At 63.5% G+C, this 24,919-nt stretch carries 27 protein-coding genes; 18 read left to right on the top strand and 9 right to left on the bottom strand.

All coding sequences use genetic code 11. The features are described from left to right. The first annotated feature begins 11 nt into the window (after positions 1 to 11). Together purU and CHB87_RS10195 are read left to right on the top strand one after the other, a co-directional pair. The gene (gene purU, locus CHB87_RS10200) at positions 12 to 869 is read left to right on the top strand and encodes a formyltetrahydrofolate deformylase (protein ID WP_089408330.1); all 858 of its coding nucleotides are present in this window, start codon (positions 12 to 14) and stop codon (positions 867 to 869) included. A 41-nt stretch (positions 870 to 910) separates the two neighbouring features. Beyond that, the gene (locus tag CHB87_RS10195; protein WP_245817926.1) at positions 911 to 1,504 is read left to right on the top strand and encodes a YkgJ family cysteine cluster protein; all 594 of its coding nucleotides are present in this window, start codon (positions 911 to 913) and stop codon (positions 1,502 to 1,504) included. Here the strand turns inward: CHB87_RS10195 and CHB87_RS10190 are convergent. Continuing rightward, positions 1,501 to 2,460, bottom strand: a complete 960-nt coding sequence (locus tag CHB87_RS10190) for a hypothetical protein (protein WP_142988297.1) — start codon at positions 2,458 to 2,460, stop codon at positions 1,501 to 1,503. The genes CHB87_RS10195 and CHB87_RS10190 overlap by 4 nt on opposite strands. A gap of 174 nt (positions 2,461 to 2,634) precedes the next feature. Here CHB87_RS10190 and CHB87_RS10185 point away from each other — a divergent pair, with 174 nt between their 5' ends. Then, positions 2,635 to 3,276, top strand: coding sequence for a UbiX family flavin prenyltransferase (locus tag CHB87_RS10185; protein ID WP_089408328.1), 642 nt, complete (start codon positions 2,635 to 2,637; stop codon positions 3,274 to 3,276). A gap of 18 nt (positions 3,277 to 3,294) precedes the next feature. Here the strand turns inward: CHB87_RS10185 and CHB87_RS10180 are convergent, their stop codons facing one another. The 3 genes from CHB87_RS10180 to CHB87_RS10170 form a co-directional block, all read right to left on the bottom strand. Then, positions 3,295 to 4,197, bottom strand: a complete 903-nt coding sequence (locus CHB87_RS10180; RefSeq protein ID WP_245817925.1) for an alpha/beta fold hydrolase — start codon at positions 4,195 to 4,197, stop codon at positions 3,295 to 3,297. Between the two features lie 62 nt (positions 4,198 to 4,259). After that, entirely contained in the window at positions 4,260 to 4,907 is a 648-nt protein-coding gene (locus CHB87_RS10175) for a nitroreductase family protein (protein WP_089408326.1), read from the bottom strand. An 87-nt stretch (positions 4,908 to 4,994) separates the two neighbouring features. Continuing rightward, on the bottom strand, positions 4,995 to 6,029 hold the full coding sequence (locus CHB87_RS10170) for a hypothetical protein (protein WP_245817924.1): 1,035 nt from the start codon (positions 6,027 to 6,029) through the stop codon (positions 4,995 to 4,997). A gap of 182 nt (positions 6,030 to 6,211) precedes the next feature. Here CHB87_RS10170 and CHB87_RS10165 point away from each other — a divergent pair, with 182 nt between their 5' ends. Then, positions 6,212 to 7,030 carry a hypothetical protein gene (locus tag CHB87_RS10165; protein ID WP_089408324.1) on the top strand — a complete coding sequence of 273 codons (819 nt, stop codon included), beginning with the start codon at positions 6,212 to 6,214 and terminating at the stop codon, positions 7,028 to 7,030. A gap of 165 nt (positions 7,031 to 7,195) precedes the next feature. Here the strand turns inward: CHB87_RS10165 and CHB87_RS10160 are convergent, their stop codons facing one another. After that, positions 7,196 to 7,381 carry a hypothetical protein gene (locus CHB87_RS10160; protein WP_089408323.1) on the bottom strand — a complete coding sequence of 62 codons (186 nt, stop codon included), beginning with the start codon at positions 7,379 to 7,381 and terminating at the stop codon, positions 7,196 to 7,198. A gap of 243 nt (positions 7,382 to 7,624) precedes the next feature. Here CHB87_RS10160 and uvrA point away from each other — a divergent pair, with 243 nt between their 5' ends. The 3 genes from uvrA (at position 7,625) to pyrE (ending at position 12,520) form a co-directional block, all read left to right on the top strand. Next, positions 7,625 to 10,780, top strand: a complete 3,156-nt coding sequence (uvrA, locus tag CHB87_RS10155) for an excinuclease ABC subunit UvrA (protein WP_089408322.1) — start codon at positions 7,625 to 7,627, stop codon at positions 10,778 to 10,780. Between the two features lie 116 nt (positions 10,781 to 10,896). Continuing rightward, on the top strand, positions 10,897 to 11,832 hold the full coding sequence (locus CHB87_RS10150; RefSeq protein ID WP_089408321.1) for a CPBP family intramembrane glutamic endopeptidase: 936 nt from the start codon (positions 10,897 to 10,899) through the stop codon (positions 11,830 to 11,832). A 43-nt stretch (positions 11,833 to 11,875) separates the two neighbouring features. After that, positions 11,876 to 12,520, top strand: a complete 645-nt coding sequence (gene pyrE, locus CHB87_RS10145; RefSeq protein ID WP_089408320.1) for an orotate phosphoribosyltransferase — start codon at positions 11,876 to 11,878, stop codon at positions 12,518 to 12,520. Here the strand turns inward: pyrE and CHB87_RS10140 are convergent, their stop codons facing one another. From CHB87_RS10140 to CHB87_RS22870, 3 genes are read right to left on the bottom strand one after another with little or no spacing between them, the layout of a single operon-like run. Then, entirely contained in the window at positions 12,521 to 13,054 is a 534-nt protein-coding gene (locus CHB87_RS10140; protein ID WP_089408319.1) for a hypothetical protein, read from the bottom strand. Between the two features lie 34 nt (positions 13,055 to 13,088). Beyond that, entirely contained in the window at positions 13,089 to 13,457 is a 369-nt protein-coding gene (locus tag CHB87_RS10135) for a DUF2442 domain-containing protein (protein ID WP_176441689.1), read from the bottom strand. A 1-nt stretch (position 13,458) separates the two neighbouring features. Beyond that, positions 13,459 to 13,719 carry a DUF4160 domain-containing protein gene (locus CHB87_RS22870; protein WP_089408317.1) on the bottom strand — a complete coding sequence of 87 codons (261 nt, stop codon included), beginning with the start codon at positions 13,717 to 13,719 and terminating at the stop codon, positions 13,459 to 13,461. A gap of 46 nt (positions 13,720 to 13,765) precedes the next feature. Here CHB87_RS22870 and mtnA point away from each other — a divergent pair, with 46 nt between their 5' ends. The 4 genes from mtnA (at position 13,766) to mscL (ending at position 17,681) form a co-directional block, all read left to right on the top strand. Continuing rightward, a complete protein-coding gene (mtnA, locus tag CHB87_RS10125) occupies positions 13,766 to 14,821 on the top strand; it encodes an S-methyl-5-thioribose-1-phosphate isomerase (protein WP_089408316.1) in 1,056 nt (351 codons plus the stop codon). Positions 14,822 to 14,868: 47 nt separating this feature from the next. Continuing rightward, positions 14,869 to 16,806 (top strand): VWA domain-containing protein, encoded by a 1,938-nt coding sequence (locus CHB87_RS10120; RefSeq protein WP_089408315.1) that lies wholly within the window; start codon positions 14,869 to 14,871, stop codon positions 16,804 to 16,806. A gap of 52 nt (positions 16,807 to 16,858) precedes the next feature. Then, the gene (locus CHB87_RS10115) at positions 16,859 to 17,176 is read left to right on the top strand and encodes a permease (protein WP_089408314.1); all 318 of its coding nucleotides are present in this window, start codon (positions 16,859 to 16,861) and stop codon (positions 17,174 to 17,176) included. A 100-nt stretch (positions 17,177 to 17,276) separates the two neighbouring features. Next, positions 17,277 to 17,681, top strand: a complete 405-nt coding sequence (mscL, locus tag CHB87_RS10110) for a large conductance mechanosensitive channel protein MscL (RefSeq protein WP_089408313.1) — start codon at positions 17,277 to 17,279, stop codon at positions 17,679 to 17,681. Between the two features lie 587 nt (positions 17,682 to 18,268). Here the strand turns inward: mscL and thiC are convergent. Next, entirely contained in the window at positions 18,269 to 19,771 is a 1,503-nt protein-coding gene (gene thiC, locus CHB87_RS10105; protein ID WP_089408312.1) for a phosphomethylpyrimidine synthase ThiC, read from the bottom strand. A gap of 145 nt (positions 19,772 to 19,916) precedes the next feature. On the opposite strand from thiC, the gene CHB87_RS10100 reads away from it, so the two are divergent. The 7 genes from CHB87_RS10100 (at position 19,917) to CHB87_RS10075 (ending at position 24,903) form a co-directional block, all read left to right on the top strand. Further along, positions 19,917 to 20,396, top strand: coding sequence for a cytochrome c maturation protein CcmE (locus tag CHB87_RS10100; RefSeq protein WP_089408311.1), 480 nt, complete (start codon positions 19,917 to 19,919; stop codon positions 20,394 to 20,396). Positions 20,397 to 20,587: 191 nt separating this feature from the next. Beyond that, positions 20,588 to 21,319, top strand: a complete 732-nt coding sequence (locus CHB87_RS10095; protein ID WP_245817923.1) for an ABC transporter ATP-binding protein — start codon at positions 20,588 to 20,590, stop codon at positions 21,317 to 21,319. Then, complete coding sequence (gene ybaK, locus CHB87_RS10090) at positions 21,316 to 21,810, top strand: Cys-tRNA(Pro) deacylase (protein ID WP_176441688.1); 495 nt, start codon at positions 21,316 to 21,318, stop codon at positions 21,808 to 21,810. Before CHB87_RS10095 ends, ybaK begins: the two co-directional genes overlap by 4 nt. After that, positions 21,807 to 22,481, top strand: a complete 675-nt coding sequence (locus CHB87_RS10085; protein WP_089408309.1) for a heme exporter protein CcmB — start codon at positions 21,807 to 21,809, stop codon at positions 22,479 to 22,481. The genes ybaK and CHB87_RS10085 overlap by 4 nt, the downstream gene beginning before the upstream one ends. 35 nt (positions 22,482 to 22,516) lie before the next feature. Continuing rightward, on the top strand, positions 22,517 to 23,323 hold the full coding sequence (ccsA, locus tag CHB87_RS10080; protein WP_089408308.1) for a cytochrome c biogenesis protein CcsA: 807 nt from the start codon (positions 22,517 to 22,519) through the stop codon (positions 23,321 to 23,323). After that, a complete protein-coding gene (locus CHB87_RS22245; RefSeq protein ID WP_176441674.1) occupies positions 23,313 to 23,489 on the top strand; it encodes a hypothetical protein in 177 nt (58 codons plus the stop codon). The genes ccsA and CHB87_RS22245 overlap by 11 nt, the downstream gene beginning before the upstream one ends. Before the next feature lie 166 nt (positions 23,490 to 23,655). Further along, complete coding sequence (locus tag CHB87_RS10075; protein WP_342743554.1) at positions 23,656 to 24,903, top strand: YncE family protein; 1,248 nt, start codon at positions 23,656 to 23,658, stop codon at positions 24,901 to 24,903. The last annotated feature ends 16 nt before the right edge of the window (positions 24,904 to 24,919 follow it).

Here is a 24,919-nt window from a genome sequence, read left to right as displayed (position 1 = left end):
GAGAAGACCTCATGCCCAAGACCGCCATCCTCCTCATCGACTGCCCGGACCGCAAGGGCCTCGTCGTCGCTATCGTCGATTTTCTCGTTCGCCAGTACGACGTCAACATTCTGAACTCCGACCAGCACCAGGACGCCGAGCTTGGGCTCTTCTTCATGCGCGTGGAGTTCGCCACCGACGACCCCACCTGCACGCTGAAGCACTTCCACTCCGCCTTCGGGCCGCTGGCCGCGAAGTTGCACATGAACTGGCGCATTGAGTTCGCCGACGCCCCGCGCAACGTCGCACTCTTCGTCTCGCAGTACCTGCATTGCCTTGCGGACCTGCTGCAACGCCACCAGGCCGGCGAGTTTCGCTGCAACCTGTCGCTCATCGTCAGCAATCATGAGAATGCGCGTCCGCTGGCCGAGTTCTACGGCATCCCGTTTCATCACCTGCCGGTCACGCGCGAGACCCGGCCGCAGGTCGAGACCGCGCAGCTCGACCTGCTGGCCGAGCACAGGATCGACCTCATCGTCCTCGCGCGCTACATGCAGATTCTTTCTCCGGCCTTCGTCGACGCATATCCGCAGCGCATCATCAACGTCCACCACTCGTTTCTGCCCGCCTTCACCGGCGCGAAGCCGTATCACGCGGCGTTTGCGCGCGGGGTCAAGCTCATCGGCTCGACCAGCCACTACGTCACCGAGGTGCTGGACGAAGGCCCGATCATCGAGCAGGACGTCGCACGCGTCACGCAGAACGACCAGCTCCCCTCCCTGATCCAGAAAGGACGCGACCTCGAGCGGTTGGTCCTCTCGCGCGCCGTGCAGTGGCACCTGGAGCACCGCATCCTCTCCTACGCGAACAAGACCGTCATCTTCGCCTGAGCCTTACACTGGAAGTGGAGGCGAGACCGATTCCTGAAGCATTGACCCAGATCGTAGACGCGGCGCTGGCCGACTCCGCCCGCCGCAGCGGTGCGCACCTGGTCTGCAGGCCCGGCTGCGCGCAGTGCTGCATCGGCGTCTTCCCCATCGCGCATCAGGATGCGGCGCGTCTGCGCGAAGGTTTAGGACTCCTGACGGATTCCGATCCGGAGCGTGCGACCCGCATCCGCGCCCGTGTGCTGGAAGGGCTGGCGCGACTCGACCCATGGTTCCCCGGCAATCTTGAGACGGGCATCCTGGCCGAGGACTACGAAGAGACCATTCTCTTCGAGGAGTATGCGAACGACGAACCCTGCCCTGTGCTCGATCTCGAAACCGGCACATGCGACCTCTACGAGCATCGCCCCATCCTCTGCCGGACCTTCGGGCCGCCCATGCGCGCCGAAGGCGACAACGGCGAGGTCAACCTTGGCACCTGCGAACTATGCTTTATCTATGCTTCGACCGAGGAGATTGAAGCCTGCGAACTGGACCCGGCGATCCCGGAGATCGAAGCCGCCAGCAACGAGGCCTTCGACGCGGCGCACGGCACGCGCGGCGAAACACTGATCGCCTACGCATTGCGCGGAGCTTAGATCGGCTTCGCATTTGCAGTGGAACGCGAGACCTGACCGCTCGTGGTCGTGATGGCCGGTGCCGCGCTGGCTTGGGCGCGTCCATCCACCAGCGACTGCGGGTCGTTCACCTGGAACACCGACGCCTCCTTCGGCAGGCTGCCGCGTCCGTCGACCAGGTACGCCACCACCACACCGCCCGTAAACTCCGGCATCAGCACGACCATCGGAATCAGGTAGCGCTTGCGCTTCACCACCGACTCCGTCACGCCGTCGATCTTCTGGCTGCGCGGCACCGTGCCCGCCACCTGCCGGATGTCGAAGGCGCTCATCTTCAGCTCGGGATGTTTGCGGCTGTACTTCACCAGCGACTTCGCCACCTGCTTGGGAGTCGTCATGCCCACGTCGGCGATGAAATTGCGATGGATCGAGTGCGGGAAGTAGGTGTCCAGCACCACGCGCGAGAAGTCCGCGCAGTTGTGAAAGAGCAGGTTGAAGTGCCCGTGGTTGCGCTTGTCGTTCTGCAGCGCGATAAAGCGCTCGTCCTGCTCGCGCGTGGTCTCGACCATGAAGCCGTGGATGGTGCGGTCATAGGAGGAGCCAACCAGTTGAATCCATTCGCCCTTGGGAGCGGCGCCGTCCGGGGTGCTGGGCGCGATACCCAGTAGATGCTCGCGCCGATAGGCGTCGCGGATGGCCGCCACCTGTTCCTTCGTCACGCTTGTCGGGACTTCGGCGGCGGTATCGACCGAATAGAGGTACGGGATCAGCGGGATCGCGACCCAGTCGTACCCGTTCACCTTGTGGTAACGGCTGATGACGACGCCAAGCTCGCCGGGCCGGCACATACGCAGCTCCGTCGGCGTCTGGGCGCAGACATGGTTCAGGTAGACGGCGGCGTGTCCCGTGGGGTTGAAGGTGCCAAACTCGCCATACGGCTCTTCCATCAATAGCGCGACGGAGGCGTGCGCCGCCACCACTCCCAGGCACAAAGCCAGCCCAGCGATGCATTTCGACCAACGCGCGCCACCAAGCATGCACGAATCCCTCTATTTCGAAATAACCCTGTTACAACAAGTTTGATGCGGTTTTTTTGACGCCTCGCGATCCGGTAGACGGAAAAAGATCGGGATCGTAGATAATCGAACCCTGTGAGTTCATCCCGTCAATACCCGCAAAACCTGACCCTCGCCGCCACCGGCGCCAGCGGAGCCGTCTTCACCGTGGAGATGTTGCGCGCGCTTGAGGCCGACGAGCGCGTCATCCGCGTCAACTTCGTCGTCTCCGATTCCTGCCTGCGCGTGCTCGCCGAAGAACTCCAGATAGCCGGCCGCAACGACCTCGTCGAGCGATTGATCGGTCGTCCATCCACGAAGATTCAACAACATACGAACGTCGACATCGGCGCGAACATCGCCAGCGGCAGCTATCCATCGGATGGGATGATCGTTCTGCCCTGCTCCATGGGCACGCTTGCCGGTATCGCCAACGGCATGGCCGGCAACCTGATCGAACGCGCGGCGGACGTCTGTCTGAAGGAGCGACGGTCGCTGCTGCTCTGCATTCGCGAGACGCCCTTCAACCGCATCCACCTGCGCAATATGACGCTCGCGGCCGAAGCCGGCGCCGTCATCTACCCGGTGATGCCAACGCTCTACAACCTGCCGCAGAGCACGTCCGAGATGGCGAAGCAGTTCGTCCAGCGGGTGCTCGCGCATGTCGGGCTGCCGCAGGCGGGGGCGTATCAGTGGCGCAGTGATGAGGAAGCGGGAACCAGGGACCAGGAACTGTAGCCGCTCATCCCCTAAGCTCTATTCCGTATTCCCTGCTTTCAGAAACTTCAGCGTCCCGGCGAACACCGCCCCGGAGCACTCGCTCGGTGCGAGATGCCCGCATCCGGGCACGATCGCCAGCTCAGCGTGCGGAATCTCCCGCTGCATCGCCTCGCCGGTTGCGGGCGGAATCAGCCTGTCCTCCCCGCCCCACATCAACAGCGTCGGCTGCTTCAGGCTGTGCAGACGAAAGTCCAGCAGGTCGCGCCCGGCGGTCATCGAGGCCAGGCTGCGGTTGACGATCCAGGCATTGCGCTGCAGCTTGCGGATCGCGTCCCGGCCGACGAAGCCCGGCAGCGGCTTCGCGGCGGGGGTCAGCATCTCCTGCAGGCGAAAGAGTCCGGCGGGATCGCTGGGCGTAAAGAGGTCCGCAGCCCAGGTGGGAGGAAAATAGACCCCCGCCGAGTCGTAGACCATCAGCGTGTCGGCCAGCTCCGGGTGGTCGAGTGCCAGCTTCAACACCACCCATCCACCCATCGACCAGCCGCCCACGATCGCGTGGTCGAGGTGCAGCGTCTGCATGAAGTCGACCACCGTCTTCTCTTCGAGTGAGACCGAGTAGTCCGCATCGGCGGGCCGTGCCGAACGGCCGTACCCCAGCAGGTCGAGCGCGTAGACGTGATAGCCCTGCGCCTTCAGCCGCGGAATCAGCGGCGCCCAGTCCTCCGCGCGCGCTCCCAGGCCATGCACCAGCACCAGCGTCCTGCCGTCCGCGCCGGGCTTCGCTTCGAGGTAGTGAATCCGGTTGCCATCGACCGTGGCGTAGTGGCTGTGCACGCCGGCGCGCCAAAGCCGCAGAGCGACAACCTGGTCGTTCACCCAGAGCGGGTTGGTGAAAAAGACCACCCCGGCGGCAAACAGTACAAGGAGCAAAAAAGACATGCTCTTCAGGAAGAGTTTCATGCGTATCGGACGCTCCCTCCGAACACTCCGAATCTAAATATTTATTTCAGGGGCTTGCCGTACTCTTCGCCGAAGACCGTGTGGTTCCGGTCGAACCGCCCACCGTTGAACTTGTCCGGCCCCTTCGCATGTCCGATGGCGAGCATCGCCACCACCCAGTAGCTCATGGGCAGCCGCAGCACCTCATGCACCTTATCCTGTTCGAAGCCTTCCATCGGCGCCGTGTCGTAGCCCATCACCTCCGCCATCAGCAACATATGGGTGAAGGAGATCATGACCATCTTGTTCAGCCAGCCGCGCATGGCGTCCTGGTTGAAGCTCGAAAGGTAGTTCGGCACGCTCGTCCGGGCCTGCTCGGCGTAGGCCTCGGGCATGCCGCCCTCGCGCCCCATCTGCAGCATCAGGTCCAGATCCTTGCGCCAGCCGTCCATGTCGCCGCATGCGACGATCACGGCCGAGGCCTCTTCCACCTTGGCCTGGTTGTAGCTCGCGCCGCGCAGCCTGCGCAGTTGCTCCGGCGCCTGCACCACCACGAACCGCCAGGGCTGCATGTTGTATCCGCTGGGAGCCTGCAGACCAGCGTCGATGATCGCCTGCAGATCCGCCGCCGGCATTGGAGCGCCGTCGAAGCTGGGCGTGGCCCGCCGGCTCCAGATCGCTTCGCTCAATGTCTTTACCGGCTTCGGCATGGCCCTAACCCCTTGTGAAAGATCTGCGCTGAATCAGACTACAGTGACGCTTCTAAAAAATCGGTAAAAGTGATGGAAACGTTCGTTTTACGGAATCTCCGCCATCGAAAGTTCGGTGGCATAGGGGTTCTGGCCATCGGCTTCGGCGAAGATCCAAAGCCCGTGGAAGGCCGTCTTCAACTCCGGATACGCCGCGAGCACCGCTGTCATGGCGGCGAGATTGCGCTTCCGCGCGGCGGCCGCATCGCTCAGCGGGTCGACCTTCATATGCAAAGCCACGTCCAGATTGCGCGCGTCCAGCGAGTTATCCGCGAAGATGCCGGTGAACCGGTACTCGACGCCGTCCGCGCCCTTCACCACCAGCGGATTATCCTGTCCGACGCCGTCCGCAACCGCCGGCGGCGCGGCCGAGGCCAGCTCCGTCTTCAGCTTTTCGAGGTGCGTGCTATCGACAAAGCCCGCCGGCTCCAGCAGCGCGCGCGCCTGCTGGTAGTAGAGCCAGGCATCCCACGGATGCTTCTGCGCGGTATACGTCCGCGCTTCCTTCCAGAACCACAGCCCGTCGTGCCCGGCCGCGGTCGTCGCCTTGGGGTAGAAGCCAGCCATCAGCCACTTTCCGCCATCCTGCCGGAGCAGCAGCGAGAGCCGGTACGGCGCGGGCGTCGCGATATTCACCATCGAGAAGGCATAACGTCCCGGCGGCAGCCCGGGAATGTTGAAGTCCGCCTCCGCCGTCGTGCGGTTCAGCGAGCAGAAAAACTGCGCATCCGGCGACGAACCGTCGGGATTCTTCTTGAGCAGCGACGCGTCCAGCAGGTAGACCTGCTCCACCGTCAGCGCGCCGCCCTTCAGCTTCGGGGCAATCCGGCCGATCGCGTCGCCCAGTTGGCCGAAGTTCGTGGCGTACTCGGCGATGGTCGTGCTCTTCACCGACGCCTGGTCGTCGTTCTGGATCGCCTTCGCCAGCATGGTCGAGGACGTCACCAGGTCGTTGCGGTCGCCGGGCTGCATCTGCGACTGCGGCGTGCAGGTCTCGCCAAAGGCCGCGCCCGCAGGCGAGACGGCGCACGCCACCGACAACAATACTCCCGCAGCCAGTTGCTTCAGCAAATTCTTCTCCATAGAGTGGTCCTGTGCGAGGCGTCTCCTCAGCCGTTCGCAGTACGAATGCTCTGCCAGTCTAGTACATATGTTCGGCGCTCCGCCCGGCGATCCGGCAGATTGCGCAGTAGACTATTAACAGCAGGGCTGCGCTGCGATGACGTTGCGCTCGCCAGCCCGTCCTATACCTGACTATCCAAGATATGCCGGCCCATCCGTCAACCCGTCTTCATCACTCGCTCCTGGGATTCGCCGCGCTGGCGCTCGCGCCGTTTGCGGGACATGCGCAACTGACGCCGACCGGCCAGGCGAAGCCTTCGGCCGCCATTCCGGCCACCGCGCCCACGGTACTGCCCGCCGCCCCCGTTGCGCCACCCGTGCCGCTGCGTCCGGAGCAGCAGCCCGCTCGCCGCGCGACCGTCACCTGGTCCGGCGGACAGCTTACCGTGCAGGCGGAGAACTCCAGCCTGAACCAGATTCTGCGCAGCATCGCCCAGAAGACCGGGATGAAGATCACCGGCGGCGTGACCGAAGAGCGCGTCTACGGCGCCTACGGCCCGGCCAGCCCCGGCGAGGTGTTGAACGCGCTACTGGACGGCGCGGGCAGCAATATGCTGCTGGTCGAAGACGACGCGCGGCTGCCCGCGGAGCTGATCCTGACCCCGCGCCACGGCGGCGCCACCCCGCCGAGCCCCAGCGCCGGCGCGTCGGACGACCGCGATCAGGACGACGACCGTCCGCCGCAACAGCAACGCCCTGGGCCGGTATCGGGCTTCAAGCCTCCCATGCGTCTGTCCGCGCCGACGCCGCCGGTCTCCGAGCCGCCCCCGTCGCCCGCCACCGCGGCCACAGCCGTAACGAGTGACAACCCGGCAGCGGCGACCTCATCCGATGCAAGCGCTACCCCCGCCGCTTCCACCGCGACGACGACGGACCAATCCCCCAACGGCGTCAAGACGCCGCAGCAGATCTACGAGCAGCTCTTGCAGATGCAGCAGAAAAAGACTGCCCCGCAGGAATAAAAATGAAAAATGTGGGTTTTGCTTGAGGACAAGGCTTCAGCCCTGCCACAAGTGGTGCATTTGCGTTGCGGCTTCGGTTGCTGAGGCAGGTTCGCCGCGGTCAGGACGACTGACATCCGCAGCGGGACTCAACCCCAGGAAACGTCAGCGAAACCGTTGAAAATTCTAACCTTCGACCACGCCGCCCGTCACCGCAGGCTTCATCGCCGTGCGCGCCGACCGCGTCATCGCCACCTGGCGCGAGTGAATCCGGAAGATCTGGAACATCGCCACGCAGATGCCATGCGCGAGCAGAACACCCAGCGCCAGCGAGGCCAGAACAGCGGCAACCAAGACAATCGACAGATCCACGGGAAACTCCTCTTCGCTCAGCCAATCACTTTCGCGGAAGGCTCAAAAAACGCCCCGATGTACCACGAAAGGTGCAACAGCCTTATTCTCGCAAACCTACTGCCAGTCAGACGCTAGAATTCTTAGCCGCTGTTGTGCATTTCGGTACATTTTAACGAGGGACTCACAAATGTCCCATCTCACTTCATTCCCTCTGGATGCCGTATCCTAGAGCTTTGGCCGAAAGGCGGCAGCGCGCACACCATGAACACGACGGAAATCTCGACGGCAAGACCCAGACGGCCCGGCATCACCCACATCACCGTGCGCGGCGCACGGCAGCACAACCTGAAGAACGTCAGCGTGGCCATCCCGCGCAACACGCTCACGGTCGTCACCGGGCTTTCGGGCTCCGGCAAATCCTCGCTCGCCTTCGACACCATCTACGCTGAGGGACAGCGCCGCTACGTCGAGACCCTCTCGGCCTACGCGCGCCAGTTCCTCGACCAGATGGAGCGGCCCGACGTCGACGCCATCGACGGCCTGTCGCCGGCGATTTCGATCGAGCAGAAGACGACCTCGCGCAGCCCGCGCTCGACCGTCGGCACCATCACGGAGATCTACGACTACCTGCGCCTGCTCTACGCCAGCGTCGGCCAGCCGCACTGCCCCAACTGCGGCCACGCCATCTCGCGCCAGTCCGCCGACCAGATCGTCGAGCGCATCGCGGCGCTGGCGCCCGGTGAACGCATCACCGTCTTCGCGCCCATCGTCCGGGGCCGCAAGGGCGAGTTCCGCGAGGAGCTCGAAGCGCTCGACCAGCAGGGCTTCCGCGCCCGCATCGATGGCGAGATGACCGAGCTGACCGAGGGCATGCGCCTTGAAAAGCGCAAGAACCACACTATCGAAGCCGTCGTCGACCGCATTATCCTGAAGCCGCTGCCCGCCGATCCGAACGACGTCAATTCGACCCTGGCCGGCCTGCCGCCGAAGTACGACACGCGCCGTCTCGAGGCCAGCGTCCAGAAGGCGCTCGGCATGGCCAACGGCCTGGTCCTGATCGCCATCCACGGCATGGACGAGACGCTCTACAGTTCGTCGATGGCCTGCCCGGACTGCGGCATCAACGTGCCCAAGCTCGAGCCGCGCAGCTTCTCCTTCAACTCCAACTACGGCGCCTGCCCGGAGTGCCACGGCCTGGGCAGCATCTACGACTTCGACCCCGGCAAGACCATCACCGACTGGTCCAAACCCCTGCTCGACGGAGCGATGGGCCCGGGGTCGGGTTCGCAGTACCTGCTGCGCCTCATCAAGCTCGCGGCCGACCGCTACAAGATCAACCTCAAGGTTCCGTTCAGCGAGCTGAAGCTCGAAGACCGCGAGATTCTGCTTTACGGACCGCCGAAGACCGAGGCCAGCCGCACCGGCTTCCATGGCATCTTCGCCTATCTTCGCTCGAACCTTGAAGAGACCAAGTCCGAGGGCTATCGCGAGTACATGATGCAGTACATGTCCGCCAGCGTCTGCCCGCGGTGCAAGGGCAAACGCCTGAGGCCGGAATCGCTGGCCGTGACGGTGAACGACGCCTCCATCGCCGACTTCACCGGCCTGTCGCTCACCCGCGCACTGGTCGCGGCGCAGGGCATGAACTTTACTGGCCGCGACCGCATCATCGCCGACCGGCTGCAGCGCGAGGTGATCGAACGCCTCGAATTCCTGAACGCAGTGGGTCTCGGCTACCTGTCTCTGGATCGCTCCGCGGCGACGCTCTCGGGCGGCGAAGGCCAGCGCATCCGCCTCGCGACACAGATCGGCTCGCGCCTGCGCGGCGTGCTCTACGTGCTGGACGAGCCGAGCATCGGCCTGCACCAGCGCGACAACCAGAAGCTCATCACGGCGCTCGAAGCCCTGCGCGATCTCGGCAACACCGTCCTCGTCGTCGAGCACGACGAAGACACCATGCGCAAGGCCGACTACATCCTCGACATCGGCCCCGGCGCGGGCAAGCACGGCGGCCACATCATGGCCTCGGGCACCCCGCAGGAGATCATGGACAACCCGAACTCGGTCACCGGGCAGTACCTCGCCGGAAAGATCGAAATCGTCACCCGGCCCACGCGCATCCGCGAGGACGGCAGCGAGGACAAGGCGCCGCGTCCGCTCACCGGCCGCTGGATTACCGTCGAGGACGCGCACTCGCACAACCTGCAGCACGTCACCGCGCACTTCCCCATCGGCGTCATGACCGTCATCACCGGCGTCAGCGGCTCGGGCAAGTCGACGCTGGTGAACGACATTCTCTACCGGTCGCTCGCCAAAGAACTGTATGGCTCGAAGGAAGAGCCCGGCCAGCATGGCAAGGTCATCGGCATCGACCAGCTCGACAAGGTCATCCAGATCGACCAGACCCCCATCGGCCGAACGCCGCGCTCGAACCCCGCGACGTACACCGGCGTCTTCGCCGCGATCCGCGATCTCTTCGCGATGCTGCCGGAGTCGCGCGAGCGCGGCTACAAGCCAGGCCGCTTCTCCTTCAACGTCGTCGGTGGACGCTGCGAGGCCTGCCAGGGCGAAGGCCAGCGGCGCATCGAGATGAACTTCCTGCCCGACGTCTATGTGCTCTGCGAGGTATGTAACGGTCGCCGTTACAATCAGGAGACGCTCTCGGTCAAGTTCAACGGCTACTCCATCGCCGACTTGCTCGACCTCGCCATCGCCGACGCCGTGCCGATCCTCAAGGACATCCCCTCGGTCAACGTCAAGCTGCAGACGCTGGTCGACGTCGGCCTCGGCTACATCCATCTCGGCCAGTCCGCGACGACGCTCTCGGGCGGCGAGGCCCAGCGCATGAAGCTGGCCCGCGAGTTGTCCAAACGCCAGACCGGGCGCACGCTCTACCTGCTCGACGAGCCGACCACCGGCCTGCACTTCGACGATGTGCGGCGGCTGCTTGAGGTCCTGCACCGCCTTACCGACCTCGGCAACACGGTCGTCATCATCGAGCACAATCTCGACATCATCCGCAACGCCGACTACCTACTGGACATGGGCCCGGAAGGCGGTGAGGGCGGCGGCACGGTCGTCGGCCATGGCACGCCGGAACAGCTCGCCACGGTCGCCGCAAGCTACACCGGCCAGTTCCTGCGTAACCACTACAGCTCGGAAGAACTCCGGACGGTTCTGGAGTCCGGCAGGAGCTACGCCGGCGCCCAGCCCGACAGCATCCGCGCCGAGGCCGATGCGATCAAGACCAAGAGCAAGTTCGTCGCGCCCGAGAAGAAGACCGGCGTACCCACTGCCTCCAAGGAAAAACCCGAAAAGAAGCCAGCGAAAAAGGCCGCAAAGAAAGCTGTCAAGGCCGCCGCGAAACCGGCCACCAGGACTGCGGCGAAGAAGGCCGCAGGTCGTCCGAAGAAATGATCCGCTCTGCCGATGACGCAAATTCAGTCATGCTACAAGCACTGAAAGAGCACTGCGGCTCTAGCACCGAGGTACGGTTTTCGTTTAGTTCTTCAATCAGCTTTTAGGAAGCCTGCATGATCGAGCCACTCCCGCCGGAAGCCCATACCTCCTCTAGCCCCGCTCCGCCTCCCGCTGAGTCCATTGGCCTCAGCGAGTGGAACTCGCCTGCTCCGCCTCCGCCGCCAGTCCTCGCTCGCGTGCCACACCTCGGGCATGCCGCGCTGTTTGGCGTCACGATCTTTATCCTGCTGCTCCTCTCGCAGGGCGTCGCGGCAGGCTTGCTCCTGATGCACACGGGCGGTCGGAAGAGCGGCCTGGATCAGGTGCTGCCAGGGCTGATGAACCCGAAGATTCAGCTCGCGACGCTGGGCGCGACCTACATCGTCTCCCTGCTGACGGCATGGGCGTTCTTCCCGCTGATGTGGAAGCGCGGCTTCGCCATCGGCCTGCAATGGAATGCCGCCGCCGCTCGGAAATACGCGCTGCGGATCATCCCGGCAGGCGTCGTGCTTAGCATCGCCGTGCAGGCGTTGCAAACGGTGCTGACGCCGCCAAAGTCCGCGCCGATCGAGGAGTTCTTCAAGACGCAGTCGGACGTGTGGCTCATCGTCGCCTTCGGCACACTGCTGGCGCCACTGACCGAAGAGATTATCTTCCGCGGCTTTCTGCTGCCGGCGCTCGCCATCGCCTTCGACTGGATCTCGCTGAAGCGCAACGCGGACGCCTATCAGGCATGGATCACGACCGACACGCTGTCGACGCCGGCTCTCGTCGTCTCGGGCCTCATCAGCAGCGCGTGCTTCGCCGCCATCCACGCCGCGCAGATCGGCTATGCATGGCGTTCGGTTGCAGTGCTCATGGTCGTGTCCTGGGTTCTCACCGCCGTGCGTGTTCGGTTGAAGTCGGTCGCGGCCTCCACCCTGCTGCATGCGACCTATAACTTCACCATCTTCTTCGTGCTCTTCATCCAGACTGGCGCCTTCCGCCATCTCGACAAGATGAAGGACTAGCTTTTCCACACGCCCGCGCCGCAGAACCAATTAGCGTAGAGCCATGGATACCCGCGCCGCGCTACTCGACCTCATCGCCACCCACTCCTTCAAGCTGGGCGACTTCACGCTCGCGAGCGGCAAGAAGTCGGACTACTATATCGATTGCCGCACCACGACGCTGCACGCCGAGGGTGGCCGCCTGGCCGGGCTGGTGCTCTACGACCTCATCCAGAAGCACATGCCGAAGGCCGAGGCCGTCGGGGGCCTGACCATGGGCGCCGATCCGCTGGTCTCGAACACCGCCAGCGCCAGCGCATGGGCGCTCGCCGACTGGCACGAGATTCAGCAGCTCGCCGCCGAGATGGACCTCGACGAGACCGAAGACCCCGGCGACGAGCCGAAGCTCATCCACGGCTTCCTCGTCCGCAAGTCCGAGAAGACCCACGGCACCGGCCGCAAGGTAGAAGGCTTCCTGAAGCCGGGCGCCAAGGTGGTCATCGTGGACGACGTCTGCACGACCGGCGGCTCGACCATCACGGCCATCGAAGCCGCACGCGAGGCGGGGATGGAGGTCATCGGGGTGCTCTGTCTGGTCGACCGCGAACAGGGTGGGCGGGCGGCCATCGAAGCGGCTGCGGGGAAGGCTAAGTTTGTCAGTGTGTTTACCGCGACGGACGTGCGGAAGGCGCATATCGCGCTAAAGTAGCTAAATTGCTATCGACCAGACTTCCACGCCACTCGAGCAGTGATTTAGTTGTTTTTGGGTTTCCCGGTAGCGTTCTTGTGGGCATGCGAAGAAGACATAACGATGCAATTCGCTGCGGCCAGCCATTTTCTCCAAATCTCTTTTCAGCTTGCCATTGCTTCCAGGTGAAGTCGCAGCAAACGTTTCAGCTCCCACCATTCCGGGGACTACACTCATGATGTCCAATTCCTGAGATGCGTTTGCGCCTGGAGCGAGCCTGAACCCACCGGCGCTGGGGTGTTCTTTGAAGAGCAACTCCGTAGCATGCAGAGCAACCAAATACGTCCAGGTCTGATTGACCTGCTCGATGAGATTTAAAGGCTCATGAGTGACAGGGTGATATCCCTTTTTTTCAAACTTAACGTTCTTCAAAAACTCGATTGGATCGGTACTCTGGAGCGATATCCAATCGTGAGCCCTTCGAGCCGCTTCACGAACTTGATCCATATGCTGAGCAATCTCTTCCGGACGATGGATCACAATCGCGTCAGTCATATTTCCGCATTCACCGTGGAGCTTTTACTAAAGATCATGCAGCGACGTTGGTTTGCAATCTCGCATTGAAATCTTTCATCCACTGAGCATTTCCACGCCTACCTTCAATCAGCCCCTGGACAGAGAAATCCAAGTCCAGCTTCTCCCAATGAATTCCACGCCCGCGCATCTCAATCGTCACATCTGATGCATCTTCAACGCTTGCATTCGCGAGATGCTGCAAATCCTCCTGAGGAATCGTTAGCCGCCGTCCATTGGACAGTGTGATCAGAAGCAGTCGCAACGCGGCGTCGAAGCGCACAGCCGTAGCTGTCACGCGGTCGTCCTTAGGCTCGCTCTTCGCGCGCTCCAAAGCCCCTTCGATCATCTCCTTGGTCGCAGTGTCGATCTCTTCTTCCGTCATCTCACTTCCCTCCATGGATGCTCTGCCAAAGTTCTCGAAGGACCGCCTCGTGATCGCGCGCGACTTTGAGTATCTTCTTCAAATCGCTAGCCTTCGCGTTCGGCGGATCGATTGCGAAGGGTCTGCTTGAGATCGCAATCCCACTGTCTGGTAAAAGATCGAGAACAGCCTCCGTCTCCGCATACTTTGCGTGCACGTGCGGGGGCGGGTGGTCATCGACGTAAACGAAAAATCTTACTCCGTCGAACCGCAACGACCCCATACCGAAATCCTACGCCCAAGCTCATCCGCGATAAACTAAATACGACATGATTCCTACCCTCGAATGGCTCCCTGAAGGCGTTAACTTCCTCGATCAAACCAAGCTCCCGCACGAGGAGGTCTACGTCCTCGCCACCGATTACAAACAGGTTGCGACCGTCATCCGCGACATGATCACGCGTGGCGCGATGGCCATCGGCGTCTCCGGCGCCATGGGCGTGGCGATCGGCATCGACCGGTCGACCGCGACCGACATCCCGACACTGAACGCCGAGGTCGCCGAGATCTGCGCGCACCTTGCCGCCACACGTCCCACTGCCGTCAACCTTTTCTGGGGCATCGACCGCGTCCGCGATCTTTACAACTCGCTCGCGGCGAAGAACACGCCGATTCCCGAGATCAAGCTGGCCGTCATCGCGCTCGCGAACGAGATGTACGACGAGGACATCGCCAACTGCAAGACTCTCGGGGCGAACGGCGCCGCCCTGCTTCCGCAGGAGGGCACCATCCTGACCCACTGCAACGCCGGTGCGCTGGCGGCCTGTGGCTACGGGTCGGCTCTCGGCGTCATCCGCGCGGCGGTCGAGCAGGGGCACAAGATCGACGTCATCGCCGACGAAACCCGGCCCTATCTGCAAGGCGCTCGGCTGACCGCGTGGGAGCTGATGAAGGACAACATCCCCACCACCGTCGCCTGCGACAACATGGCCGCGTACCTGATGAGCAAGGGCCGCATCCAGGCCTGCATCGTCGGCGCGGACCGCATCGCGGCCAACGGCGACACGGCGAACAAGATCGGCACCTTCGGCGTCGCGATCCTTGCGAAGGAGTTCGGCATCCCGTTCTATGTCGCCGCGCCCTGGGCGACGATCGATGTGAACACCGCACACGGCGACCTGATTCCCATCGAACAGCGCGACCGCAAAGAGGTCACGCACTCGAACGGAAAGCAGATGACGCCGGACAATGTGGGCATCGAAAATCCTGCCTTCGACGTAACTCCTTCAAAATACATCACCGCCATCATCACGGAGCGCGGCGTGCTCACGGCGCCCTTCGAGGAGTCGATTGCGCGCATCGCCGATGCTGCGATTCTCGCCTAAATACGCATCGCCTCGGGTTACAATTCCCCCGTAGCCCGAGGTCCCCGATGCCGCGTCTTCTACCCGCTGCCCTTGCTCTTGCGACGTTCGCCGGCATCCCGGCCATCGCACAAACCGCTGCCCAGGCGCCGTCCCAAACCACGGCTCAAGCGCCCGCCAAAACGGCCGCCGCGCCCACGACTCAGCTCGTAAAAGACGAGGGCATCACGACACTGCACTCGACCGCCAAGCTGGTCGTCGTGGATGTGGTCGTGACCGATCGCGATCATCACCCCGTCCACGGCTTGAAGCAGAGCGACTTCACCCTGCTCGAGAGCAAGAAGCCGCAGCAGATCAAGAGCTTCGACGAACACTCGGCCCTGACCGACGCGGCCGCCGCCAAGTTCGAGCCGATGCCCAAGATGCCGCCCGGCATCTTCACCAACTTCGAGCCCGCGCCCGTTAACAGCGCGCTGAACATCGTGCTGCTCGATACGCTGAACACGCCGTTGAAGGACCAGATGTTCGTCCGCAACCAACTGCTCGACTATCTGAAGCATGCGAAGCCCGGCACCCGCGTCGCCATCTTCGGCCTCACCTCGAAGCTCGTTCTGCTGCAAGGCTTTACCTCCGATCCCGATGTGCTGAAGACGGCGATCAACAAGACGAAGAGCATCCGCGCCTCGCTGCTGCTCGACGATCCCGCCAACGGCGCCACCGCGGATAGCGGCGATCTGAGCGACTTCGGCATGGCCCAGATCTCGGCCAACGTCTCCACCTTCGAATCCATCGAGCAGTCCTTCATGATTCAGCAGCGCGTGGAGTACACGCTGGACGCGATGAACAACCTTGCGCGCTACCTGTCGAATCTACCCGGCCGCAAGAATCTCATCTGGTTCTCCGGCTCCTTCCCGCTCGACATCCTGCCCGATGGCGAGGTTGGCGCGGCGGGTGGCGATCCCTTCGCGGCGGTTCTGGAGATGGAAGATGAGTACCGCGAGACGACCAACCTGCTCGCACGCAGCCAGGTCGCGGTCTATCCCGTGGACGCGCGCGGCCTGATGGTCGCGCCCATGTTCGACGCGTCCACCTCCGGCGCGAAGTTCGCGCGCAACCCCGCAGCCTTCGGCCAGGCCAACACCGCCTTCTTCAACAAGACCACCGGCGAACACGCCACCATGCAGCGCATGGCGCAGGATACGGGCGGCGAGGCGTACATCAACACCAACGGCCTCGCGCAGGCAGTCACCAAGGCTATCGAAAACGGCTCCAACTACTACACCCTGACCTACGCGCCGTCGGACACGAAGTGGAACGGCGACTACCGCCCCATCAAAGTTACGCTCGCGCAGCAGGGGTACAACCTCTCCTATCGCCACGGATACTACTCCGACGACCCCGACGCGCCGCCAAAGAAGGGACACACCGAGACCGCGGCCACCGCCACGCCGACCCCGCCCGCCGTCCACACCGCCATGATGCATGGCTCGCCCGGCTCGACGCAGATCATCTTCAAGGTGCGCGCCCTGCCCGTCTCCGCCGAGAACGAGCCCGAGGTCGCGCCCGGCAACCAGGTCAACCCCGACCCCAAAAAGGCGCACGGTCCGTATCGCCGCTATGCGGTCGACTACGCCGCCGATCCGCGCATGATTACCTTCGAACACACGGCCGAGGGCAAGTACCACTGCTCGCTGCAGTGGGTCGTCTATGTCTACGATCCCGAGGGCCAGTTGATCAACATCTCCCTGCGCGACACCGAGGCCAACATCACCGCCGCGCAGTACAACGCGACGATGCACGGCGGCGTGCCCTTTCACCAGGAGGTCAGCGTCCCGGCCAAGGGCGAGTACTACCTGCGCATCGCGGTCCACGACGCGCTGGACAGCCACATCGGCGCGGTTGAAATTCCCGTCGACGCCGTCAAAAATCTGCCGCCGGTTACTGCATCCGCCGCACCCGTGCCGCCGAAACCGGCTGCGGACACGCCTGTAAACGCACCGCATTAGGCTTGATCGCAAGCCGGAGGCATATGCTGGAAGCAGAGGACCGCAACCGGTTTTGATCTTCGAATACCTCAACCCGCGCCGGCGTTCCCTCATCCGGGGGAACGTGCTGGTGGTCGCGAGCCTGGCCTGGTCGTTCCCGCTCTCGGACTTCCCGCACAACCGCACCACGCTGCTGCTCCTGCTGCCGCTTGCCGTTTGCATCGCCGGGACGATCGACACGATTCGCTGCATTCAACGCCGCTGGAGCTTCTACCACGGAGGCGTCGTGCTCTGCATCTACATGGACCTGATGGCGCTGGCGATGATCTTCTTTTTGCTCGCCTATCCGTATGCGCTGTGGTTTGCCGGGGGCAAATCGGTTCGCCCTTAGGTGGTTTTTGGCCAGGTTTTCCCACGCTCCGCCATACCACCTCTGGGGTATACTCCAACCCATACCCGACGGGCTCATCTTTGTTTCAACCGGAGAAACCATGCTTAAAGGCTTTCGCGATTTCATCCTCCGCGGCAATGTTGTCGATCTGGCCGTCGCCGTCATCATCGGCGGCGCGTTCGGCGCGGTCGTCACGGCGCTGACCAATAACATCCTGATGCAGTTCATCGCCGCCATCATCAAGAAGCCCGACTTCTCAAAGGTCGTCTTCGACCTGAACGGCACGCCGATCCAGTACGGCAGCTTCCTGAACGCCGTCATCAATTTCCTGATCGTCGCGGGTGTGGTGTACTTCTTCGTCGTCGTGCCGCTCAACTATCTGCTGGCCAAGGTGAAGAAGCCTGCTGAGGTCGTCGCACCGACGACCAAGCCCTGCCCGGAGTGCCTCTCCGACGTGCCGATCGCGGCCAGGCGCTGCAAGTTCTGCACCTCGCAACTCGCCTGACGCGATCGACAACGCGGTAACCCGTTTCGCTTCTTCGCGGTAACCACAAACGCTATGCCGGACCTCGGGCATAGCGTTTTCCTTTGAAAATTCGAAGAATATGACCTTTTCGGCACATCCCACGAAAGCGTCATCGAGAAACTGCCTCCGTGGGATACAGCGTTTTCGAGCATCGGCGGAAGATTGTTTTCAGAGGCAGTTCACCTGCCCCAGAAAGCAGAGGAACTCCCCCGATGGTTCATGACGTTGTTCTCGCACTGGTTTTCCTGGCCATGATCGTGGCCCCCGCGCTCATCTCGATGAACTCGAACGGCGAAGAAGCAGACTCCATCTAAGCGCCCTTACCCGCCGGAGCCCCGCGCCACCCCGTTAGGCTGACTCCCCGCTCCGCCGGCGCAACAAATCTCTTCCCTCAGGTTTAGCACCTGTAACACCAAGCCCTCCCCCGGCAGCAAAGACAAGCGCCACCTCCCTCAATGGGACGTGGCTCTTGTCTTTTGTTTGACCTTCCCTGTTTGTCATTCTCGCAGGGACTTTGTTTGTCATTCCCGAAGGGAATCTGCTTCTGTATTTGTCGTGCCTTTGTCCTACCCGCGCAAAGCCATCTGCTCGGTGACGATCTGGGTCAGGTCCGGCTTCTTCAGGCCAAACTCCGACTCATTGAACTTGTCCACCTTGCTCGACCAGTTCATCGAGCAGAACTTCGGGCCGCACATGCTGCAGAACGCCGCTTCCTTGTAGTAGTCGTCCGGCAGCGTCTCGTCGTGCATACTGCGCGCCGTCTCCGGGTCCAGCGACAGCGCGAACTGCTTGTCCCAGTCGAAGGTGTAGCGTGCATGCGAGATCGCGTCGTCGCGGTCGCGCGCGCCGGGCCGGTGACGCGCCACGTCCGCCGCATGCGCAGCGATCTTGTACGCGATGATGCCGTCCTTCACATCCTTCTCATTCGGGAGACCCAGGTGCTCCTTCGGGGTGACGTAGCAGAGCATCGCCGCGCCGTGCCAGCCGATCATCGCCGCGCCGATCGCCGACGTGATGTGATCGTAGCCCGGTGCGATATCCGTGACCAGCGGCCCGAGAACGTAGAACGGAGCGCCGTCGCAGAGTTCGACCTCCTTGTCCACCTGCAGCTTGATCTGGTCCATCGGAATGTGGCCGGGGCCTTCGATCATCACCTGCACGTCGGACTTCCAGGCGCGGCGGGTGAGTTCGCCCAGCGTCTTCAGCTCGGCGAACTGCGCCTCGTCGGAGGCGTCCGCCAGACAGCCGGGACGCAGACCGTCGCCGAGCGAGTAGCTGACGTCGTACTTCGCCATAATCTCCGTGATGCGGTCGAAGTTCTCGTAGAGGAAGTTCTGCTTGTGGTGATGCGTCATCCACTGCGCCATGATGGCGCCGCCGCGGCTGACGATGCCGGTGATGCGCTTCGCCACCAGCGGAATGTACTCGACCAGAACGCCGGCGTGGATGGTGAAGTAGTCGACACCCTGCTTCGCCTGCTCCTCGATGACCTCGAGGTAGACGTCGATGTTCAGGTCCTCCAGCCGCTTCACGCGGTTCAGCGCCTCGTACAGCGGCACGGTGCCGATCGGCACGGGCGAGTGGCGGAGGATCTGCTCCCGGATCATCGGGATGTCGCCGCCGGTCGAGAGGTCCATGACGGTGTCGGCGCCGTAGTGCACCGCCGTGTGCAGCTTGCGCAACTCTTCATCCACGTTCGAGGTCAGGGCCGAGTTGCCGATATTCGCATTGATCTTGCACAGCGAACCGACGCCGATCGCCATCGGCTCCAGCTCCGGGTGGTTGATGTTCGCGGGAATAATCATGCGGCCGATCGCCACCTCATCGCGGATGAACTCCGGCGAGAGCTTCTCGAGCTTGGCGATGTAGGCCATCTCTTCTGTAATCAATCCCTTGCGCGCAAAGTGCATCTGGCTCATGTTGGTGTCGCCGGTGCGCGCCGCCTCTTCCTTGCGCTTCACGATCCACTCCGCGCGAGCCGTCGGAACCGGATAGTCATTGCCCGTCGCGGTCAGACCGTTGCCATTCCCATTGCCATGCGAAGCATGTCCATTTCCGTTCAAACTCATGCATTTACCCCTGATCTCGTAGAGTTCCGTCCGCCGCAAGGCGTGTACTGGTTATCGATTGAGTATACGCCGGGAACTGGCGCCGTATCGGCCACCTGGGCGCCGCACGGATTCTCGCTTCGACGCTGCTAAACTATCTACAGCCATGCCAAGCCCAACGCAGCAACGCGGTTCGTCGAAGATCGTCATCGCCAGCGTCGTGATCCTGTCGACCATCGGATACCTGACCTACTCGGGCATCGCCGAGAACAAGAGCTACTACGTCACGATCTCGGAGATGCAGAAGATGGGCGACGTGGCTCACAAGCGTCACCTGCGCGTGGCCGGCAATGTTGCGCCGGGCAGCATCCAGCGCAACGGCACCAACGCGCACTTCGCTCTGATCGAACAGGGCAAGCGGCTCGAGGTCTCGTACCAGGGCGCGGAGCCGCCGCCGGATACCTTCAAGGACGACGCGCAGGCGCTCGCCATCGGAACCTATGGCCGCGACGGCGTCTTCCACGCCACGCAACTCCAGGCCAAGTGCGCCAGCAAGTACGCGCCAGCGGCTCCCGGAGCGACGCCGCCGGGAACGCCCACGGCCGCGCCCGTGTCAAAACCTGCGGTCACTGCTTCCTTGAACTAGCAAAAATGCTCGTCATCCTGAGCGCAGCGAAGGACCCCCGTATTGGTCGTCGCTTGTTTTTTGGGTTCGTCGACGAAATCGTACCTCAGCGGCTGAAGCCGCAGATAGCTCCAGGCGTCACAGCACGGCTGAAGCCGTGCCCTTAAGCAAGGCTAAGCAGTAAAATCGGCGCATCGGGAGACGGGAACGACATGGAGATGCAGCAGACATCCTGCAAGGCCGCTGCCCCGCTGCATTCCACGACCGCGCCCGCCATCTCGCTCGCCGGCGTCTCGAAGATCTACGGCGGATTCGCCGCCGTCAAGAACGCCACGCTGACGCTCGCAACCGGCTCCTGCACCATGATTCTGGGCGAGAACGGCGCCGGCAAATCGACGCTGCTGCGCCTGCTCGCCGGCCTTATCACACCGACGCGCGGCACGGTCTCGCTCTTCGGCGGCCAGCCCGGCGAGCAGCGCGGGCGCGTCGCCTACATGAGCCACGCGCCGATGCTCTACGACGAACTCTCCGCCATGGAAAACCTGAAGTACTTCGCCAGCCTGCAGCGCACGGGCGACTCCTGCGGCTGCGTCGCCAGCCCCGAGATGGCGCTGCGCGCGGTCGGACTCGATCCACACCTGACGCGACCTGTCGGCCAGTACTCGCAGGGGATGCGCCAGCGCACGTCGCTCGCCCGCGTGCTGCAGTCCGACCCGGAACTGCTGCTGCTGGACGAGCCGTTTTCGAATCTCGACGTAAGTTCCGCATCGCAGATGGTCGAGCTGCTGGCCGACTTCCGCACCTGGCCGGTGACCGGCGGCGGCCGCCGCACCATCGTCCTGACGACGCACTTGGCGCAGCTTGCCGAGCCGCTTGCGGACTCGACCGTCACCGTGCGCCAGGGCACGATCGTCGCCCACACGCTCCGCGAGACCGCCGCATGAAGGCAGTGGCGTCCACCAAAACGAACGCGGCACGTCTGCTCGACCAGCTCGGCATCGCCTACGAACTTCGTCCCTACGAGGTCGACCTCGACGACCTGACCGCCCTCTCCGTCGCCAAAAAGATCGGCCTGCCCCCCGAACAGGTCTTCAAGACGCTGCTGACCCACGCGGGTGGGCGCGACTATCTCTTCGCCGTCGTGCCGGGCGACGCCGAGCTCGACCCCAAGAAACTCGCGACCGCAGCCGGCGTCAAGAAGGTCGAACTCGCCCCGCTCAAAGAGGTCGAGCCGCTGACCGGATACATTCGCGGCGGCGTCACCGTGCTGGCCGCAAAGAAGTCCTACCCGGCCTTCGCGGACGAGACCATCGAACTCTTCGACGTCATCTCCATCTCCGCCGGGCAGCGCGGCCTGCAGATGCTGTTGAAGCCCGAGGACTACCTCCGCGCCGCCGAGGCCTCCGTCGCCGACATGACACGGGCGGCCGGATGAACTACCTTCACCACGTCCTGACCCATCTGCGCAAAGACCTCCGCCTCGAATGGCGGTCGCGTGACGCCATCAACGGAATGCTGTTCTTTTCGCTGCTGGTCGTCGTCATCTTTTCGATGGCCTTCGATCCGACGGCGGCGGCCTCGCGCCAGATCGCGGGCGGCATTCTGTGGGTGGCGCTGCTGTTTGCCTCGATCACGGCCTTGAACCAGGGCTGGGCGCGCGAGGTGCGCAATCACGTGCTGGACGCGCAGCGTCTGACGCCCGCGCCGGCCTCCGCGCTCTTCCTCGGCAAGGCGCTCGCGAACCTCATCTTCGTCTCGGCGGTGGAGCTGGTGCTCGCGCCGCTCTTCGTCATCTTCTACAATCTGCACGCGTTGGGCGAGGGTTGGATGATGTTCCTGGTGCTTCCGCTGGGCACCTGGGCGCTGGTCTGCAACGGGACGTTCTTCGCCGCGCTGGGTCTGCGCACGCGCAATCGCGAGCTGATGCTGCCGCTCGTGCTCTTCCCTATCTCGCTGCCCGCGCTGCTGGCGATGATCCAGGCAACGACCGCCATTCTGACCGGCGAGTCCGACCCCGAGCTCTGGGTGAAGATGCTCTTCGGCTACAACGTCGTCTTCACGACGGTCTGCCTGCTGCTCTTCGACATCGTTCTGAACGCCGAATAACGGCCAGCAGCCGGCAAAGCGCGTAAAATATCCGTATGCCGCAGCGCACCCACACCATCTCCGGCCCCGACGCACCCGCCGAGCAGAGCTCCAGCACCGGCCAGATCCTCGGCCTGCTCTGGCTGGCCGCAACGCTGGTCGTCCTCGTCATCGGCTTTCGCCAGGCCATCTTCATCGCGCCCACCGAAGCCACGATGGGCAACATGCAGCGCATCTTCTACTACCATGTGCCGCTGGCGATCCTCGGGCTCATCTTCCCGTACGTGAACTTCGGCGCGTCGGTCGCATACCTGATTCTGCGCCGCCGCAACCCGCTGAGCGCGCTGACGGCGGACGCGCTCGCGCTGGCCTCGGCGGAGGTGACGGTCGTCTACGTGAGCCTGTGCCTTGCGACCGGCATGCTCTGGGGACGCGCGGCCTGGGGTATCTGGTGGGCATGGGACGCGCGCCTGACTTCGCTGCTGCTGCTCTGGCTGCTCTACGTCGCCTACCTGCTGACGCGCCGGCTGTCGCTTTCGGGGGAGACGTCGACCGTGGGCGCGGTCATCTCGGTCTTCGCGGCCATCGACGTACCAATCGTTTACATGTCGATCCAGTGGTGGCGCACGCAACATCCGGCGCCGGTTCTGACCGGCGAGGGCAGCCTCGATCACTCCATGTACGTCGCCTTCGGCTGGAACGTGCTCGGTTGGGCGATGTGGGGTATCTTCCTGATTGCATTCCGCTTCGCGCTCGAACGCCGACGCCAGCTACAGCAGCAGGAGCTGGCGCTTTCGGTCCTCGAGGCCTCGCTCGAACCCATTCAGCCGCGATTTACGCAGGAGCCCCCCAATGCACTTTGAATTCCAAACGCCAATGCACTATGAATTCCAGACCATGGGCGGACGTCACCTCGTCTACGCCTACGCCGCCGTCTTCCTCATCCAGGGCGGATACATCGCCTGGGTCGCGAAGGAGTGGTTCAAGACAAAATCCTTCAGCGCAAAAAAAATCAACGAAGTCAGCTAGGCCGACTTCGTTGTCCGAGGAGTTTTGCAGATGACTTGGAGACAACTCCGTCAGGTGCTGTCTCCGGCTTCCACTTATTTGAACCCAGCCGCTGGCGGAAGTTGCGGCTATTCGAAAAAATTTCTCCCGCGTCATACGCAGGGCGGAATGCACTAGACTCGCAGAAGTGTACAGACCTCTTTCCAACCGAATTGCCGGCCTCTCGATCGCCACTCTGTGCCTGCTGCCGCTGGCTGCCTGCCGCCGCAGCGGCTTTCCGGACATTCCGGCCGGATTCCGCGAGTTTGCCTATGTCGCCAACAGCGGCGGCAACACCGTCTCCGTACTCGACCTCGTCTACCTGCGCCAGGATCGCGTCCTGCAGGTAGGCGCGGAGCCGACCGCGCTGGCCGTGAACGGACACCGCGACGAGGTCTACGTCGTCAACACGCAGACGCGCCAGACCAGCGGTTCCATCTCCGTCGTCGACACCACGAAAAACCGGATCGCCGCGACGATCCCGGTCAACCGTCAGCCGGTGGCCATCGCGGTCGACTCGTCCGGTCGTCGCGCCTTCGTCGTCAACTCCGGGTCGAACAACATCTCCGTGCTCGATCTCGACCAGCGCCGCCAGATCGCCGTGGCCTCCACCGGCGAGCAGCCGGGCGTGGTTCGCATCGCCGCCAACGGACGCACCCTGATCGTCACCAACCGCGGCAGCGGCAGCGTCTCAATCTACGACGCCGCCCTGCCGCCCGAGCCGGACGCCAAACCTACCGGAAAGGCCGACCCGCCGCTGAAGCTCCGAGCCACCTTCGGCAACTGCCCGGGCGCGAGCGACGCGGCGATTCTGCCGGACGACTCGCGGGCCTTCGTCGCCTGCTCGGGCGGCCACCAGGTGATGGGCATCGCGCTTGCGCAGGCGCCGGATTCCTGGGCGGTCAAACAGGACTCCGCCGCGCTGACCGACCATCTGCTCGCCTTCCTCGACGTCGGCCAGCAGCCGGAGCACATCGCCATGAAGCCGAACGGCGGCGAGATCTTCGTCTCGAACACCCTCTCGGACTCAGTCTCCGAGATCTCCACCTATACCTGCGAGGTCGGCGGCACGTATCCCATCGGCAGCCGGCCCGCGCACGGCGTGGTGAGCGACGACAACTCCACGCTCTGGGTCTCGAACTCCGGCGCGGACGCCATCGGCCTCTACAGCATCGAGGACGGCAAGCTGGTCAGCAGCCTGCACACGGGCAGCTCGCCCGACTCGCTTGCCTTCTCGGCCGACGAGCATCTGTTGCTCGCCGCCGACCAGCACTCGGGCGACGTGGCGGTCATCCGGACCCAGGGCAAGCTCGGCCCGGCGCTCTTCACGATGCTGCCGGCTGGCCAGGCGCCGAGCGCGATCGTGACCAAGGCGATGACGGATGGCGGGCATTAGGGCAAGAACGAGCGGC

This window comes from Granulicella rosea, from assembly GCF_900188085.1.
GTDB lineage: Bacteria > Acidobacteriota > Terriglobia > Terriglobales > Acidobacteriaceae > Edaphobacter > Edaphobacter rosea.
This window is presented reverse-complemented; position numbering and strand designations above follow the sequence as displayed.